At 39.5% G+C, this 17,441-nt stretch carries 12 protein-coding genes and 2 tRNA genes; 10 read left to right on the top strand and 4 right to left on the bottom strand.

Annotated elements, in window-relative coordinates; translation table 11 throughout:
* Positions 1–232: 232 nt before the first annotated feature.
* The 5 genes from A5888_RS07365 to A5888_RS07345 all read left to right on the top strand — a co-directional run bounded on the left by A5888_RS07365 (position 233) and on the right by A5888_RS07345 (position 6,601).
* Positions 233–1,942: an ABC transporter ATP-binding protein gene (locus tag A5888_RS07365; RefSeq protein ID WP_086350421.1), complete on the top strand. Its 1,710-nt coding sequence runs from the start codon at positions 233–235 to the stop codon at positions 1,940–1,942.
* A complete protein-coding gene (locus A5888_RS07360) occupies positions 1,939–2,772 on the top strand; it encodes an energy-coupling factor transporter transmembrane component T family protein (RefSeq protein ID WP_086350420.1) in 834 nt (277 codons plus the stop codon). The genes A5888_RS07365 and A5888_RS07360 overlap by 4 nt, the downstream gene beginning before the upstream one ends.
* Before the next feature lie 391 nt (positions 2,773–3,163).
* Positions 3,164–4,975: a glutamine--fructose-6-phosphate transaminase (isomerizing) gene (glmS, locus tag A5888_RS07355; protein WP_086350419.1), complete on the top strand. Its 1,812-nt coding sequence runs from the start codon at positions 3,164–3,166 to the stop codon at positions 4,973–4,975.
* A gap of 239 nt (positions 4,976–5,214) precedes the next feature.
* Positions 5,215–5,505 carry a hypothetical protein gene (locus A5888_RS07350; RefSeq protein ID WP_086350418.1) on the top strand — a complete coding sequence of 97 codons (291 nt, stop codon included), beginning with the start codon at positions 5,215–5,217 and terminating at the stop codon, positions 5,503–5,505.
* A 127-nt stretch (positions 5,506–5,632) separates the two neighbouring features.
* Positions 5,633–6,601 carry a hypothetical protein gene (locus A5888_RS07345; RefSeq protein ID WP_086350417.1) on the top strand — a complete coding sequence of 323 codons (969 nt, stop codon included), beginning with the start codon at positions 5,633–5,635 and terminating at the stop codon, positions 6,599–6,601.
* A 468-nt stretch (positions 6,602–7,069) separates the two neighbouring features.
* Here A5888_RS07345 and A5888_RS07340 read toward each other — a convergent pair.
* A tRNA-Arg gene (locus A5888_RS07340) sits at positions 7,070–7,141 on the bottom strand.
* A 59-nt stretch (positions 7,142–7,200) separates the two neighbouring features.
* Between A5888_RS07340 and rpoN the strand changes: the two genes are divergently transcribed.
* Positions 7,201–8,529, top strand: coding sequence for an RNA polymerase factor sigma-54 (rpoN, locus tag A5888_RS07335; RefSeq protein WP_086350416.1), 1,329 nt, complete (start codon positions 7,201–7,203; stop codon positions 8,527–8,529).
* Positions 8,530–8,672: 143 nt separating this feature from the next.
* Here rpoN and A5888_RS07330 read toward each other — a convergent pair.
* The 3 genes from A5888_RS07330 to A5888_RS07320 form a co-directional block, all read right to left on the bottom strand.
* Positions 8,673–8,745: transfer RNA gene (locus A5888_RS07330), tRNA-Thr, on the bottom strand.
* 165 nt (positions 8,746–8,910) lie between these two features.
* On the bottom strand, positions 8,911–10,416 hold the full coding sequence (locus A5888_RS07325) for a helix-turn-helix domain-containing protein (protein ID WP_086350415.1): 1,506 nt from the start codon (positions 10,414–10,416) through the stop codon (positions 8,911–8,913).
* A gap of 492 nt (positions 10,417–10,908) precedes the next feature.
* Positions 10,909–12,420 carry a helix-turn-helix domain-containing protein gene (locus A5888_RS07320; protein ID WP_086350414.1) on the bottom strand — a complete coding sequence of 504 codons (1,512 nt, stop codon included), beginning with the start codon at positions 12,418–12,420 and terminating at the stop codon, positions 10,909–10,911.
* 226 nt (positions 12,421–12,646) lie between these two features.
* On the opposite strand from A5888_RS07320, the gene A5888_RS07315 reads away from it, so the two are divergent.
* From A5888_RS07315 to A5888_RS07300, 4 genes are all read left to right on the top strand, one after another.
* Positions 12,647–13,660 (top strand): sortase domain-bontaining protein, encoded by a 1,014-nt coding sequence (locus A5888_RS07315; RefSeq protein ID WP_139843897.1) that lies wholly within the window; start codon positions 12,647–12,649, stop codon positions 13,658–13,660.
* A gap of 463 nt (positions 13,661–14,123) precedes the next feature.
* Positions 14,124–15,092, top strand: coding sequence for a ribose-phosphate diphosphokinase (locus A5888_RS07310; RefSeq protein WP_086350413.1), 969 nt, complete (start codon positions 14,124–14,126; stop codon positions 15,090–15,092).
* Positions 15,093–15,245: 153 nt separating this feature from the next.
* On the top strand, positions 15,246–16,169 hold the full coding sequence (gene rarD, locus A5888_RS07305; RefSeq protein WP_339102021.1) for an EamA family transporter RarD: 924 nt from the start codon (positions 15,246–15,248) through the stop codon (positions 16,167–16,169).
* 80 nt (positions 16,170–16,249) lie between these two features.
* Complete coding sequence (locus A5888_RS07300; protein WP_086350412.1) at positions 16,250–17,398, top strand: cysteine desulfurase family protein; 1,149 nt, start codon at positions 16,250–16,252, stop codon at positions 17,396–17,398.
* Positions 17,399–17,441 lie beyond the last annotated feature (43 nt).

Raw genomic sequence — 17,441 nt, 5'->3', positions numbered from 1 at the left:
TTCTGTGGTAAAATGTTTTAAGAAAGTAGTCGGGACAGTAGCAGTCTTTTTCTGTGGTAAGATCGCAGGACAGCTTCTGTCCCGTTATTTATAGTGTTGAAAATCTGTAGTACATAGAGTTATTCTAAACATTGAGGATGGACTCAGTTATTTTAATGTGATTCAGAGATATCTGAAACGATCGGACACATCTAGAGTTTCAGATACATCCTAGAAATAAAGGAGAGAAATTATGAAGCAACCGCTCATTCAATTTAAAAATTTTACTTTCCAATACCACAGCCAGGCAGAACCGACCTTGCATGACATTGATTTGACGATTTATAAAGGTGAAAAAGTTCTTATCGTAGGGCCGAGCGGTAGCGGAAAGTCGACCTTTGCTCAATGTATCAATGGACTGATCCCTTATACTTATGAGGGAGAAATACAAGGCAGTGTGACAATCAATGGAAAAGAACTGACTGAAACAAGTTTGTTCGATTTATCATTCGATGTGGGGACTGTTCTTCAAGACACAGATGGCCAATTCGTAGGTTTAACAGTTGGTGAAGACATTGCCTTTGCTTTGGAAAATGATGAGGTAGAGTTATCTGAGATGCGAGCAGAGGTTGGGCGCTGGGCTGAAACGGTGGAGTTGGATCAGTTCCTCTCACATCGCCCACAGGATCTGTCCGGTGGGCAAAAGCAACGTGTGTCCATGGCAGGTGTATTGATCGATGAAGCGCCTATTCTGTTATTTGATGAGCCGTTGGCCAATCTTGATCCGGCAACTGGGAAAGAAACAGTGGCGTTGATCGATCAGCTGCATAAGCAGACAGAGACGACCGTGGTTATCATTGAACATCGTCTAGAGGATGTCTTATATCGTCCGGTCGATCGCGTGATTGTTTTCAATGATGGGCGAATCATTGCGGATATGCTTCCAGATGAGTTACTGCAAACCTCTATTTTGAGTGAGCAGGGCATTCGTGAGCCTCTTTATGTTACGGCGATGAAGTATGCCGGCGTTGATTTATCAACTGTTACTAATTTATCCGATATTGAACAGGTCGCTGGAAGTGGCCTGAAAGAAGAGATAGCTGTTTGGATGAAAGACATAGCTGAACCGATCAAAAAAAAGCATGAACAGCCACAGCTACAACTGAAAGCTATCAATTATCGTTATACTAAAAATGGTCGGAACGTGTTGGACCAAATCAGCGTGACGTTGAACAAAGGCGAGATGATCAGTATTGTTGGGAAAAATGGGGCTGGGAAATCTACTCTATGTAAGGCAATTTGTGGTTTTATCACACCTTCGTCCGGATCGATGGCGTGGGAAGGACAATCGTTTGACCAGTCTTCAATCAAAGAGCGAGCAGATAAAATTGGTTTTGTCATGCAAAATCCGAATCAAATGATTTCAAAAAAAATGATTTGGGAGGAGGTTGCTCTTGGTTTAGTCTTGAGGGGAGTCTCTGAAGAGGAAATCGAGCGTAGAGTGAAAAAAGCGCTAGAGGTTTGTGGGCTGTATTCATTTAGAAAATGGCCGATTTCTGCTTTGAGCTTTGGACAGAAGAAGCGGGTAACGATTGCTTCAATACTAGTTCTTGAACCAGAAATGATCATTCTGGATGAACCAACTGCGGGACAGGATTTCAAGCATTATACAGAGATGATGACGTTCTTGAAGTCACTCAATCAATCGGGAATGACGGTAGTGATGATTACGCATGACATGCACTTGATGCTGGAATATACCGAGCGTGCACTTGTCGTATTTGATGGGAAGATCATTGCGGACACGAAGCCGGTCGATGTACTGACAGATGAAGCGTTGATTAGTAAAGCCTCTTTGAAAGAAACGAGCCTTTTTACGTTTGCTAAGCACTTGTCTCTACCCGATCCATATCTATTTACTGAGAATTTCATGACGTATGACCAGGAGGTGCGTAGAAAATGAGTGAGCATCAAATGTTGGGTTACACCCCAGATGATACACTGATCCACAAACTAAATGGGACAACGAAACTGTTATTTTTGATCCTGTTGTCAGTTGCTTGTATGACAACCTATGATACGCGCTTTTTGTTGGGCATGAGTGTAGCTTCGGTTGTTTTATTCAAGCTATCCAATATCAAGTGGCACCAAATTTCGTTTGTTATCAAATTTATTTTTGTTTTTTCTGTACTGAATATTTTAGCTGTCTATCTTTTTTCACCGGAGTATGGTGTGGAATTATATGGGAGTAGAACAGTTTTGTGGGGAGGGATCGGACGGTTTACACTGACCTCTGAGCAATTATTTTATGAGTTTAATTTGGTTTTGAAGTATTTTTGTACAATTCCTTTAGCACTGATTTTTCTATTGACGACAAACCCAAGTGAATTTGCTTCAAGCTTGAATCGTCTGGGTGTCAGTTATAAAATCAGTTATGCAGTTGCTTTGGCGATTCGCTACATCCCAGATATTCAGGAAGATTATTTTGATATCTCCTTGGCTCAGCAAGCTCGTGGCTATGAGCTGTCTAGAAAAGGCAAGTTCAGTCAGCGAATTAAAGGAATGGCACAAATTGTTTTTCCGCTGATTTTGTCGAGTTTAGATCGAATAGAAACCATCAGTACAGCGATGGAGCTTCGCCGCTTTGGTGAGAAGAAAAAGCGTACTTGGTATGCACAGCAACCATTTCATAAGGTTGATTTTTTAGTTATGCTGCTAGGGGTTCTATTGACGATTTTCAGTTTTTCATTGTTCAAAGTAAACGGTGGACGTTTCTACAATCCATTTCAATAAAGTTTATACAGCTGAAAGAAAGAGGGGCTTGATAGGGTCCCTCTTTCTTTCGGTTATAAGTTTATTTCAAGTATACCAATTTTCGTTTTTTCTTATTTTTTTGTTGACAACTTAAACTGTGTATTATAATATTTAATATGTTTCTATGAGTTTTATTAAAAGGAGGTATCTATACCAATTTAGAATGGAGAGCGCCAGATCTGGCTTGATAACCAGGTGACGAGGGAGAAGCTTATCGAATTATCGGCGGGTGGCTTCAGGGACTGCACTCTACAGGACAGTACAAAGAATGGCTGTGAAGTCATAACAAAACACTGGCCATGCAGATAGAGACATATAATGCTGAATTTTGTTGCAGACAAATTGATGTGAGAAAGTAGGAAAAGACATTATGTGTGGAATCGTTGGAATTATCGGAAAAGAGAACGCTGCAGATATTTTATTGCAGGGGTTGGAGAAATTAGAATATAGAGGCTATGACTCAGCCGGAATTTATGTAACGAACGGATCGGGAGAAAATCATTTGGTCAAATCCCAAGGTCGTATCGCTGATTTACAGAAGAAAATCACAGGAGAGCTGAACGGAACAATTGGCATTGGGCACACGCGTTGGGCTACGCATGGCAGACCAAGCGAGAGAAATGCACATCCTCATACTTCAGAGAATGGTCGATTTACTTTGGTTCATAACGGAGTAATCGAAAATTTTGAAGAAATAAAACAGGAATTTCTTCAAGAGCATTCATTGGAAGGTGAGACAGATACAGAAATTGTTGTACATTTGATTGCTCATTTTTCTAAAACAACTGAAACAACAAAAGAAGCGTTCCAACAGGCATTAAGTGTAATCAAAGGATCTTATGCGTTTGCGTTGATTGATGAACAGGCGCCAGATGTTATCTATGTAGCGAAAAATAAGAGTCCCTTATTAATAGGATTGGGTGATGGCTTCAATGTTATTTGTAGTGATGCAATGGCAATGCTGCAAGAAACCAATCACTTTGTAGAAATTGCAGATGGTGAGCTGGTTATTGTCGGACAAGATAAAATTCAGATCGAAGATCAAAAAGGCAACTTGGTTTTCCGCGAATCATACGAAGCACAACTAGATTTGAATGATATTGAAAAAGGGACATATCCGTATTACATGCTCAAAGAAATTGATGAGCAGCCAAGTGTGATGCGTCGAATCCTTGCGCAGTATACAAATGAAGAAGGAACAACATTGTTGGATTCTTCAATTGTTACTGAAGTTGCTCAATGTGACCGCATATATATTGTTGCTTGTGGAACAAGCTACCATGCCGGTTGGGCAGGAAAACGACTTTTGGAAGAATTGGCAGGAATTCCGACAGAAGTTCATCTTTCCAGTGAATTTAGCTACAACATGCCGCTATTATCTGAGAAGCCTTTGTTCCTTTTCTTGAGCCAAAGCGGTGAGACGGCAGATAGTCGTCAAGTATTGGTAAAAATCAATGAGCTAGGACATCCATCATTGACATTGACGAATGTTTCAGGTTCTACGTTATCAAGAGAAGCAAAGCACACCTTGTTACTTCATGCTGGTCCTGAAATTGCGGTGGCCTCTACAAAAGCATATACAGCTCAAATCGCGGTTCTGGCTACCTTAGCTTCAGCGGTAGGAAATGCAAAAAAGAATCAACAGGCGGCAGCCTTTGATCTTTCTGCTGAGCTGAGCTTAGTTGCAACGGTGATGGAGACGATTGTTGATGAGAAAATGATGATTAGTCAGTTTGTCGAGGATTTTCTATCAGATACTCGTAATGCGTTTTATATAGGACGAGGAATGGATTACTATGTGTCGATGGAAGCAGCATTGAAGCTGAAGGAAATATCCTATATTCAAGCAGAGGGATTTGCAGCCGGAGAATTGAAGCATGGAACGATTGCACTGATCGAAGAAGGAACGCCCGTTATTGGAATTATTACGGATGAAAGAACTGCGGCACATACAAGAGGAAACTTGAAAGAGGTGGAGAGCAGAGGTGCTAAGACGTTGCGAATCGTAAGTGACTCCTTAGCGGGAAAAGAAGATCAGCTAATCATTCCTGATGTTCATCCTTTGCTGAGCGCATTAGTCAGTGTTGTGCCAACACAGTTGATCGCTTACTTTGCAACCTTGCATAGAGGATATGATGTGGATAAACCGAGGAATCTAGCAAAAAGTGTGACGGTAGAATAACAGGACTGCAGGTCAGATAATTTTGCTAGCGAAATATATGTTGCTTTCTTCTAACAGGATGGGGAGATTCACGTTTTTTGTGAATCTCCTTCTTCATTATTAAACCGGCTTTAGGGCCATGAAATTGATCAAGTTTCTTCACAGCAATGAAGGCCAATAAATCCTGTCGTGTCTATCTATTTGTGGCTGAATATGATAGAATCAAAGGCATCACTTGAACAAATACAGGGGGACATTCAATGGAACATCAAGTAAGAGCAATGACATTCGGCGAACTGAAAAAAATCATTTCTGACTTAGAAAATAATCGTCAGGTTTCTGAAAATACAAAGATATTTATTGATACCGGTTGGGATAGTGTACAAGAATTAGAGCCGGAATCTATCCATGTTGAAACAGTCAAAGAGTTTAAAGTAGAAGATGAATTGACCAAAGAATTATATACAGGATTTTCTTTAGCAGAAAAGGCTGAAAAGATGAATGCCAGCGGAGTAGAAGAAACCGCAATCATTTTAAGAAATCTTTATTGAGAAATAAAAGAAAAGGCTTCTAAATCGCATGAATTTCCATCTTTTTGTGGTGTACACTGTTTTCTTTTTTTGTTATTATTTACTTAATAGATAAATCGTAAGGGTTTTTAGAAGGGTGGCATCTCTGATGGACAATAAAGTACAATTTCCTAAAAATTATGATCGGTTTATTGAGCTCGGAAAAGAAGCGGCGGCTCAGAAAAACATGCAAGAAGCTATTTCATATTATGAGGAAGCATACGCCATACGCCAGGAGTTCCCGTTAAATTATTTAATGGTAAACACCTACATAGCGATTGGGGAGAATCAAGAAGCCTTGACACTTGCAGAAGAAATGAAGAAACAATACCTTTCCTGCATCGAGTATATGGAGACGTACATTCAGGTATTGATCCTTAATTACCAATTTCTATCTGCCCATGGGATTATCAATGAGCGGATTTTAATGGAAAATAGTGGTGAGATGAGGGCGTTAGTTGGCGTGAAAAAGAAAGTGCGTCAATCGGAGTTGCTGTATCAACAATTTGAAGTGAAAAGAATTGAAGCGCTGAAGAAAGAGCTTAAGGGGTTAAATCGTTGTGATTACTATCAACAACTGTCCATTATTAGAAAATCTGCTCAATTGCCGCAGGAAGAATTCTATGAGATAGCTAAAGAGATTCTCGTAGATTCAAAAATCCATAATCTTGTCCGTTCGCGAGTTCTTGAAGAGTTGTCTCGCCTACACTATAAAAAGAATGTTGAATTTTTGTGGAGAGACAATCAGCTATATACTGTCGTTCCAGCGACTTTGGCTCGACCGTTGGAAACCTCTTCCTATCAGCGAATCGTTTTATATTTAGAAAAAGAATTAATGCATAACAATCATATTCTGTATTTGGATTTGCTGGAGGAGATTCGCATCCACTTTGCATTGATTTATCCGTTTTCTGATCGTTTGATCGAAGAACCGAAGCTATGGGCGATGTGCTATATTGCTTCCTACAGTGACGAAGCAGCAAGAAAATACAGAAATGAGTTGACTACTGAAGAGGCGAGCAGCGTTCAAGAACTGCAATATAAGATCCGCTTTGAATTAGCCAGCTTGACGATATAAACAGCAGTATGAATGAGGTTGGAACAGAAATATATGCTTCAAGCAATAAAAGGGTGTTGCTTTTGCGATTATTCGTCGTACTTGTAAGCTCTAAAATGTGCAGGCAGCAAAAGAAATTTCTGCTTCTGTCCCACTGTTTTTTAGAGTTTAAGGAGTTGTGACATACGAATGTCTCAGCTCTATTTTTTTGTTAGAAACGAGCAATTAGCTGATGTTCTTTCGGTAAAAAAATACTATCTTGGCTATGCTTGAAGGAATGGAAGAAAAGTGTGCAGTGAACCGAAAAAAATGATTGAATTTTTGAAATAAGAAGGTAAAAGTTGAGCGGAACAAGCCTTATCGTTACGTTCTGGCAATTAAATTTGTGATACAATGAATAAATGAGAAGCTTGGTATCGCTTGATGTAAAATAGCACAAAAAAAGAAAATCTTTGAGAAACAAGATTTTCTAAATGAGCTATTAAGTTACGCGCCCTGAGGGAATCGAACCCCCGTCTCAAGAACCGGAATCTTACGTGATATCCACTACACTAAGGGCGCAAGCACGAATACTAGTTTATCGGATATTACGAAAAAAAACAAGTGGGAGAGTGAAATTTATGAAATTTGAGCAGCACTTTTCTCAACAGCAAAAGCAAATACAGAAACTTGCCATGACACAACAGCTGCAACAATCGATACAGGTACTGCAATACAATACTGAGGAACTTCAGGCATTTATTGAGAATAAAGCACTGGAGAATCCATTGATTGAGTTACAGACAAATGTAACCGACTATACATACTCTGGTACTTCGTCCGGACAATATACGAACGAAAAAGAATCCAATTTGATGAATCAGATTCCAGATAGTCCACTTTCATTATTCGAGTATATAATCGATCAGATTCATTTAAACTATCGAGATACATTCTTACGAAAACTCGTCCTTTTTTTAGCCGAGTTTATTGATTTGAATGGCTATCTGACGATTTCTTTAGAGCAGGCAGCAGAACAGACCGGAGCAGATTCAATTCAAATTTTAGATGCGCTGGTCTTACTGCAACAGCTTGATCCGGCAGGGGTAGGGGCCAGAGATTTGAGGGAATGTCTTTTGCTTCAAATCGAGCGAGATGACCGATCACCTGTACTGGCTTATATTATTATCGAGGAAGAGTTTGAAGCCTTTGCCAATCGAAAATGGGCAGTAATCAGCAAAAAATTTGATATTGAGCTGTCAGATGTGCAGGAAGTGTTTGACTATGTTCAAACATTGACTCCTTCACCGGGAAGTATATTTGGCTCAACAGCAGGTCTGTATGTTCGACCGGATTTAAAAGTGAAGGTCGTAGATGGGCATCCAACTGTTATTTCGAATAGAGAGGGAATACCGACGATTCGTTTTCAGCAGGCCTATTTCAGTAAGATGGAAAAGACAGAAGACTTAGAAGTTCAGGAATATATTTCAGAAAAGAAAAAGGAATTTGAATGGCTACAAAAAACCATTGTTCAACGTGGCGATACGATTTTAAGAGTAGGAACAGAAATTGTTGAGCGGCAACAAGAGTTCTTTTTGAAGCCTGAGCGTCCATTGAAACCAATGACTTTAAAGGAAATTGCTCAAAAATTAGACATCCACGAGTCGACAGTTAGTAGAACTGTCAATGGAAAATATTTAGAAACGGAGTTTGGTTCATTTGAGCTTCGGTCCTTTTTCTCCCAAGGCTTAGCCAGTTCAGATAATGAAGGAGAAGATACATCGGTTAGTAATGTAAAGAAGCTGATCCAGGAAATGATTGATCAGGAGAATAAAGCAAAACCAATATCTGACCAAAAATTAGTGGAAAGACTAAAGGAAAACAACATAGAAATTGCTCGAAGAACGGTTGCGAAATATCGGGAGGCAATGAATATTCCATCATCCTCTAAACGAAAGAGATATGACTGAGATATTTCATACTTAAATAGTCTGAGTGTTATATCTTCTAGTTAAAAGCTTTTTCACTTCTTTGGCCTATGAAAATTTCGTGGAAAGACAAATGAAAAAACGCTGAAACCCTTGATATAAAAAGGTTTCAGCGTTTTATAGTAAGCCACCTGACGGGCTTGAACCGTCGACCTCAGCCTTACCATGGCTGCGCTCTACCAACTGAGCTAAGGCGGCATTCTTCTAACACAAGTTATAGGATATCGTATCAAGTGTAGACTGTCAACTTGTTTTCCGGAAAAATGGAGAAATAGTTTTTCGTTCGTTAAATTGAGGAAATAATAGTTTTTGAAATAGCTATAGAAATACGCATAAAAAGAAGACAAGCAATGATCTCCAACGCTAATTAGAGATCATTGCTTGTCTTTTTGCTCGTCTAAATGCACGCAATTGATTTTGCTCTATGATTTTTCGCAGTTCAATAATATTTCTTTGTGACAAGATATCTTCGACAACCACAACTCGCTCACCTGCCAAGTATTGAATACGATGATTGGTGACATAAAGATCGCTCTTTTCAACCGAATTTTTGCTCAGGGTATTTAAGAGTGAGGCGTGCTGTGTTGTAACAACCACATTATTTGTAAAAACCATTTTTATGATTGAGCTCATCACTTCAGCGTGTTCTTTCCCTAGATCACTCAAAACAGTGATAGAGACCTTCCCCCTACGTTTGAAAAGCTGTGCCGGTAATTCCTGCCAATACAACATCAGACAATGAAGGATCTCATTCAAATACATACTTTTCCAAGGAAAACCGCTTTCTTTTTCCAGCTGTCCTAAAGCCTTGGAAGTGAAGGCCGAAAACAGGATGAAATTCTGTTTGATTGATTTCCCGGAATAGAAGAAGCGCGAGTAGATGATATGCTTTTTATAAGGATACATCTGGTGAAGGCAATAAATATTTTGGATAACCTTAGTTATTTTTTCGTGACTTTGTGCGTCTATGGATAGGTTCAAGCTTGATTGTATTTCACTAATGAGAAATTCTACAGCGTGAAGCACTTGTTTTCCTTCATCTGTTTTCCGGCAAGGAAGCCACCAGAAGACAGTCTGACTAAAATCCTCATACCAATCTTCAGGCAAAGAGAGAGCCAAATCATCAATAAAGGGAGAAAGTTCATTTCTATATTCCATAGAAGTAACAGCTCCGGCACTTGTTCGGAACACAGTTGTGTCTGGTGATTCATACTGACTCATATAACCTTGCTCGATCCTGGTAAGTGATACGGCTATGGAAAAGGCCAGATGGATAACACGAATATCACTGAGATAAAGTTGGAAATCATTGTTTAATTTTTGGACAATATTAAGAATTTTTTCTTTTTCTAGTTTAAAGGGCCAACGATGAACGCCATATACTTCTACGAAATAATAAGAGAAGAAATAACGAATGTCCTGTTCGCTATTTCCTGATAGGGCGAAAGGGTTTCTTTCAAGTTTCAGGCTTCGTTCTTTTAAAGGGATGTTTATTTTTCGATAGAGACGATAGAGTGTGGAGCTGCTCATATAGCATCTTTTTTCTAAGGCTTCTGAATCTTCACCAGGATGAAAAAAAACGGCTTCCAATAATGTAAACGCATCTGAACCTTTGAGGATATCTGCATAAATATCATGAACAGAGTGATTAGAAGAAAGAGACATTTTCAGTCCTTTTTTCTTTGAGACATCGATTGTCAAGTGATCTTCCCAATGTGATTCCAAATAGTCACAATCTTTGAACACTGTTTTTACAGAGCAACGAAGTTTAGTGGCTAGTCTCTCAGCTGTGATCCAATCTTCTGCGCCATAGAGCCAATTCAATAACAAGATTCTTCGAGCTATTTTAGTAGAAAGCAGTCGTTCCATAGTCACTTTTCCTCCTCATTTCAAAAAGTTCTTATCAAATGAAAAAATAGAAATAATTCATTTATATCAAGGATTATATCATTTTTTTCGCTTGATTTTAACTTTTTTTCTAAAATAAATACTGGTTGTTTTCAATAAAACAGGATATCATAACAGTGTAAACAAAAGCAGATTTAGAATTATCGATGTTCGACAAAACCAGCCGTTTGTGTATTCTTTCTACAATTAAGCATCAATGATTCAAAAAGTAGTACTGCATTGTTTTCGCAGCAGGAGCTCACCTGCGAGAATCATTTGCTCTGTGCTTCGCGGGTACAGACAAAGAAAAGCTGTATGTATCAATGACACTTATAAGAGTGAGTGGTCATTGTATATAAATAATTACCATTGAAATGGTTAATAAGAGTATGTAGATTTTCCCCAAAAATTTACGTAAATAGTTAGGCTTGAAGTACTTCCTTTTTGGATCGTGCTTCAAGCCTATTTTTTGTTTTACAGATGTTTCGTGGAAGCTGCTGCCTTCTTTTTTGCAGCAAATGCGAACAGCTGATTCTGTTCGATGATCTTTCTTAAATCAACAATATTTTTTGATGAAAGGATATCCTCAACCACGACTACTTTCTCCTGTGAAACGTGTTCTATATGATGGTTACTAACATACAGGTCGCGTTTGCTCGCGACCTGTTGCTTTGGTGGGTCGAAGAGTGAGGTGTTTTGTGTCGTCACGCTGACATTATTCAGAAAATTCATCTTCAAAATCGTCCCCATCACTTCAGCATGTTCTTTTCCGAGATCGCTTAGGACAGCAATAGAAACTTTTCCACGGTTATTGAATAACTGTGTTGGTAAGTCCTCCCAATAGAGCATGAAGTCATGAAGCACTTCATTTAAATAGAATGTATTCCAAGGGAGTCCGTCACTGGTTTCGTGTTCTGTTAGTATCTTTGAAATGCGGGTCGAAAAAAGGATAAAATTTTGTTTGATTGATTTCCCCGAGTAGAAAAAACGGGAATAGATAATATGTTTTTTGTAAGGATAGATTTGGTGGTAACAATAGAGATTTCGAATGATTTGATTGATTTTTTTACGACTAATGTCATCGATTGAGGTATTCAATTCTTTATTTACCCCTTGAATCAGTTGTTCAGCTAACAGTTCTGTCTTTTCTTCTGTTTCTTCATCTTTGCCAAATATCCACCAAAAAACGCTATAACAAAAGTCCTTTTGCCACTCAGAATGGGTGGGAAAATCCAAGTCCTTCACCAGAGCCAGCAACTCTTCGTGATAGCTTTCCATCATGCACTGAGACAGCTTCTCGACTAGCTGGTCGTCATTAGTCATTTCCTTTTGTGTAGTGAAGCCCTGATGGATTCTAGTTAATGTCACGGCAATAGAGAAAGCCATTCGAATAATGCGGAAATCACTAAGATAGAGCTGGAAATCTGCATTGAATTTTTTCGCCAGATTGAGTAGAGCCACCTTGTCAAAATGAAAGGGCCATTTATGGACACCATATACTTCAACAAAATAGGAAGTAAAGAAATAGCGAATTTGCCTTTCGCTTGTTCCTGAAAAAAGGAAGGGATTACTCTCGATTGATAAATGGCGTTCCTTCAACGATTTATTTAATTTTCTCGATAAGCGATAGAGTGAAGAGCTGCTGAGAAAAACCCTATTTGCCATTTCCTCAGAGCTTTCTCCTGGATGAAAAAAGATTGTTTCCATAAGTGTAAATGAGGCTGAGCTTTTAATGATATCGACATAAATATCATGGATAGAATGGTAAGTAGATATGGTTAACTTGATGCCGTTCTTTTTTGAGGTTTCTATGGTTAGCTGATCGGGCCAATGTTCCTCGATATACCGGCAATCAGCAATGACTGTCTTGGTTGAACAATGAAGTCGTGCTGAAATTTTTTCGGTCGTCAACCAATCATCAGCACCATATAAAAGATTCAATAATAGAATTTTTCTGGTCATTTCTGTTGTGATAAGTTGTTCCATTGTTTTATTCTCCCCTAGTTTCAAAATGTTCTCATGATTAAGAAGATTTTGAAATAATCCTGTTACAACAAGGATTATACCATGTTTTTTCATAAAAATTAATAGATATAGCAGTCTAATCGTTAGTTGTTTCAAACGATTAGATATATGATGGCAGTGTAGAAAGCAAACGGGTTTTCATTCATCGATAAGTATAAATCTCATCACTGAGCAGGAGGGATTTATCATGAAAGCCAATGTATTGAAAGTCGTCATAGCTATTGCCTTATTAACTGTCGCTGGGGGAACAACATTTGCGGAAATTCGCAGTCAGTCAACAGATGAAAATACAACGGAAAAAGCGACCGAAACAAGTAAAGAGGACAAAACTGCTCCTGTCGTTTCAGTTAAAGATGTGACAGTTACTGTTGGTCAAAAAGTAAATGTACTCGAGAAGGTCAAAGCGGTTGATGACCAGGATGGAGATATTTCAGCAAGAGTAGTTGCAGACAAAAGCATCGATACAGCTACTGCTGGGAAACAAATCGTACGGTATTCTGCTACCGATAACAGTGGTAATATTGGTTGGGCAGAGCGCACATACACAATTGTCAAAGTAAAAGCAGAGAAGAAAGCCGAAGCAACTGAGCATGTGAAGGAAGAACCTGCAGTGCAGGAAACACCAGTCGTGGAAGAGGAACCAATCGCTGCTGAAGCAACTGTTGTAGAAGTAGCGCCTGTAGCAGAAACTCCTGTTGTAGAAACTGCGGCCCCTGATGTCAATGAACCAACGACTGTGACCAATACGATTGGTGATTCTACTGCTGGACAGCCTAGTGCACCAGCATACCAAGCAATGGTAATGTATATCAATGGTATGGCTATTCCTTATCAAAATGGTGGTTCAGGAGGGCAGGGTATCATTGATGGCAATCCCAATGGGACGGTTTCTACATGGGGTGGTGCAGCTGTACAGTCTGGCGATGATGGATTAAATTCTCATTTTATCGGCCATAACCCTGGGATCTTCAGTGCTATTTTTGGAGTTGGTGGAGGCAGTCAAATTATTGTTACTGATGGTGCCGGAACCCCCACAACTTACACAGTCAGCAGCATAACCAAGGTAGATGATTATGCCACAGAAATCGGTACAGGTAACAGTCTCTGGGATATGATTACCGGTACTGGCGGTGGTGAACGAATTACGTTGCAGACATGTATTGACGATGCAACAAACCTGATCGTCTTTGCATATAAATGATACTATAGATTCTTTTAACGTTTTCCTTGCATGAGAAGAACTCTTTGAGTGCAGAGTAAACAAAGTTTGTAGATTTCCCCAAAATCTATTTAGGCTTTTCACCAAAGAACGCACTCCATGTTGAGTGCGTTTTTTGGTGGTGCTATAGTCAAAAATATCAACTGTTTTCATTGGCTCAATAGTTCGATTAAGGGTACCATGTATTTATAAGGAAACGTCTGATGACACGGCCACTCTATTTCATCGCTTTACCTATCTAAACCGATGTCAATTTGAAAAGGGAACGAGTGATTTAATAGGACACCTCACAACTATTTCCGTGTTACTTGTGAGAGAATGATAGATAGATATCACTTTTCAGCAGATTCAAGCTGTATTTTGACATTACTTGTGAAAGTTTCATGATTTTTCAGGCAATCAGTGGTAAAATAAATGAGGTAGAATGAGGAAAATGGAGGAAATCATGGGCAGCAAATACAAAGATGATACATTGCGGATTTTTAGTTTGAATGCCAACAAACCTTTGGCAGAAAAAATTGCTGAGGTCGTTGGAACAAAATTAGGAGAAAGCACTGTTCGCCAGTTTAGTGATGGCGAAATTCAAATCAACATTGAGGAGAGTATTCGAGGGGATCATGTTTATTTGATTCAAGCAACGAATGCACCTGTAAATGATCATTTGATGGAGTTGTTGATTATGATTGATGCGTTGAAGCGGGCGAGTGCAAAAACGATCAACGTGATATTGCCTTATTATGGGTATGCCCGTCAGGACCGTACAGCGAAGCCGAGAGAACCAATCACAGCGAAGTTGGTAGCTAATATGCTTGTTGAAGCAGGAGCAACGCGTCTGCTGACATTGGATTTGCATACAGTACAGGTACAGGGATTCTTTGATATTCCGGTGGATAATCTGTTTACCATGCCGTTGTTTGCACAGCATTATCAAGATAAGAACCTTACTGGAGAAAATATCGTTGTTGTGTCTCCAAAAAATAGTGGGGTTCAACGAGCGCGTAGTTTATCAGAGTATCTGGATGCTTCATTGGCAATCGTGGATCAGGAAGAAGTAGATGGCGTTCGTTCAGGTTATGTGATCGGAGAAGTTAAAGGCAAAACCTGTATTTTAGTTGATGATATCATCAATACGGGCGAGACGCTGACTGTTGCTGCCGAGATTTTGAAAGAGAACGGAGCGGCTGAGGTTTATGCTTGTGGTTCGCATGGGTTGCTTTCAAAAGGTGGTAAGGAACGAATTGATGCTTCGCCAATCAAACAGTTATGTATCACAGATTCAGTGGTTGTAACGGAAGATCGCAGACCAGAGTGTTTAGCTATTGTGTCTTGTGCACCACTCATGGGAGAAGCGCTAAAGAGAATTCATGAAAATACACCAATGAGTCCATTGTTCCATCTGAAGAAAAAAGAGTAAATCATCATTGACATACAAAGTAAAAGTAAAACGGCTGGGTGGATTGTCTTCCGGTCGTTTTAGCTATTTTCGATTTTAAGTGTCTTTCTATTATTTGTGAAAAATATAGGAAGCGCTTGAGGATAAGGGAGGAAATGGCGAGGTGCTCTAGCGATGAGTGAGTTGAAGAGAGTGGAAGGAGAACGTATGAAAGAACAGAAAAAAGGGATTATTTTAGGCTTGGTAGCCTATGTATTATGGGGAATCATTCCTCTTTATTGGAAGTTGTTGCCGACTGTAAACTCAATGGATATTTTGTGTTACCGCATTGTTTGGTCGTTTTTATTCATGGGTATCTATATTTTGATCACTAAGCGTGGTCCGGCATTTATGCAGGAAGTAACAGCTGTATTGAAAGACAAAAAGAAAGTTATTGGCATTATTGTAGCGGCTATTTTGATCTCGATCAATTGGTTTACCTTTATTTATTCTGTTGGTCAAGGAAGAGTGACCGAAGCTAGTCTCGGTTACTATATGAATCCACTGGTCAACGTATTGCTGGGAACAGTTATTTTAAAGGAGAGGTTGAATAGGGCTGGGATTTTTGCTTGCGCGTTGGCATTGACTGGTGTATTGCTTCTAACGATCCAAACAGGTGTTGTCCCATATGCTTCTCTAATTATGGCTTTTTCCTTCAGTTTTTATGGACTGATGAAGAAAAAAATTGAGGTCAGTTCTTATACGGGTCTGACATTGGAAACCTTTGTCATATTACCAGTTGCATTCGTTTATTTGTTCTTCTTCTCAGCTAAAGGTTTTATGGCTTATGAGTTCAATATCAATCTTCTCTTGATGGGTGCAGGGATCGTTACAGCAATTCCATTGTTGCTGTTTGCAGAAGCTGCGAAACGAATTCCATATATCATTGTCGGTTTCATTCAGTACGTCAATCCAACAATCATGCTGCTATTTGCTGTGTTTCTATTTAAAGAACCGTATACAATGGCTCAATTTACAGCGTTTGGTTTTATTTGGCTGGGCATCGCAGTATTTACGTATAGTAGCTACCTGACCTTTAAAAAGGAGCAAAAGATTTAAGCGAATGAAAGATACTTTGAGGAAACCTGTTGTCTATGCTAGAATGACTCAGTAAAGCATATCGAGAAAGGACGAATCCGATGAAATACATTTATTTAGATCATGCTGCAACGACACCGATGCATCCTGATGTGATCGAAGAAATGACAGGAGTGATGCACAGCATTTTTGGAAACCCCTCTAGTATCCATGGGGTTGGACGAGAGGCGCATCATAAACTGGAGACGGTTCGTCAAAGTATTGCAGATAGTTTGCAGGTCAAGCCTCACGAAATTATTTTTACAAGTGGTGGAACAGAAAGTGATAACACTGCAATTATCGAGACGGCAGCAGTGATGAAAGAACATGGCAAGCATATCATTACAACAGCGGTAGAACATCCGGCTGTTTTACAATCATTACATTATTTAGAAAGCCAAGGATACGAGGTGACCTATCTGCCTGTGGGTTTATCCGGACGCATCGATTTGGCTGATTTTCGTCAAGCTCTAAGGGAAGACACGATTTTGGTCTCTATTGTTTCCGGTAATAGTGAAACGGGGCAGCTCATGCCAATCAAAGAAATTGGCGCACTACTGCAGGAGCATCAGGCAGTATTCCATACAGATGCAGTGCAAGCTTTCGGCTCTGAACAAATTGCCCCTTATGAAGCAGGGATTGATCTGCTCAGTGCCTCGGCTCATAAAATCAATGGACCAAAGGGTGTTGGTTTTTTATACAAAAAAGATGGACTAAAATTTCAACCACTTCTTCGAGGCGGTGAACAAGAAGAAAAACGTCGTGCCGGAACAGAGAATATCCCTGGTATTGCTGGTATGGGCAAAGCAGTCGAACTGCTTTCCTTGGAAGAAAAGGAAAAACACAAAACGAAGAATACAGCACTTCAGAAAATTATTCTGGAAAAACTCGAGGAAGCTGAGATCGAACATCAGGTCAATGGGGATATAGAAAATAAGCTTTCTCATATTTTAAATATCTGGTTTAAGGGTGTCTCCAGTGATTTACTACTGATGCATCTGGATCTAAATGGTGCGGCTGTCTCGATTGGCTCGGCTTGTACCGCAGGAACAGTAGACCCTTCCCATGTGTTGGAAGCTATTTATGGGAAAGAACATCCGGCTGTAAAGGAATCACTGAGAATCAGCTTTGGCTATGGCAATACAGAGGAAGAAGTTGCACGTTTCTCAGACTTACTGATCAAAACGGTCCGCCGCCTGAAGGCCTACTAGATATTTTAGAGAAATTGACTAGAAAAAGTGATACTTTCCTACT

It is taken from the genome of Enterococcus sp. 9E7_DIV0242 (assembly GCF_002140975.2).
Taxonomy (GTDB): Bacteria; Bacillota; Bacilli; order Lactobacillales; family Enterococcaceae; genus Enterococcus_L; species Enterococcus_L clewellii.
This window is presented reverse-complemented; position numbering and strand designations above follow the sequence as displayed.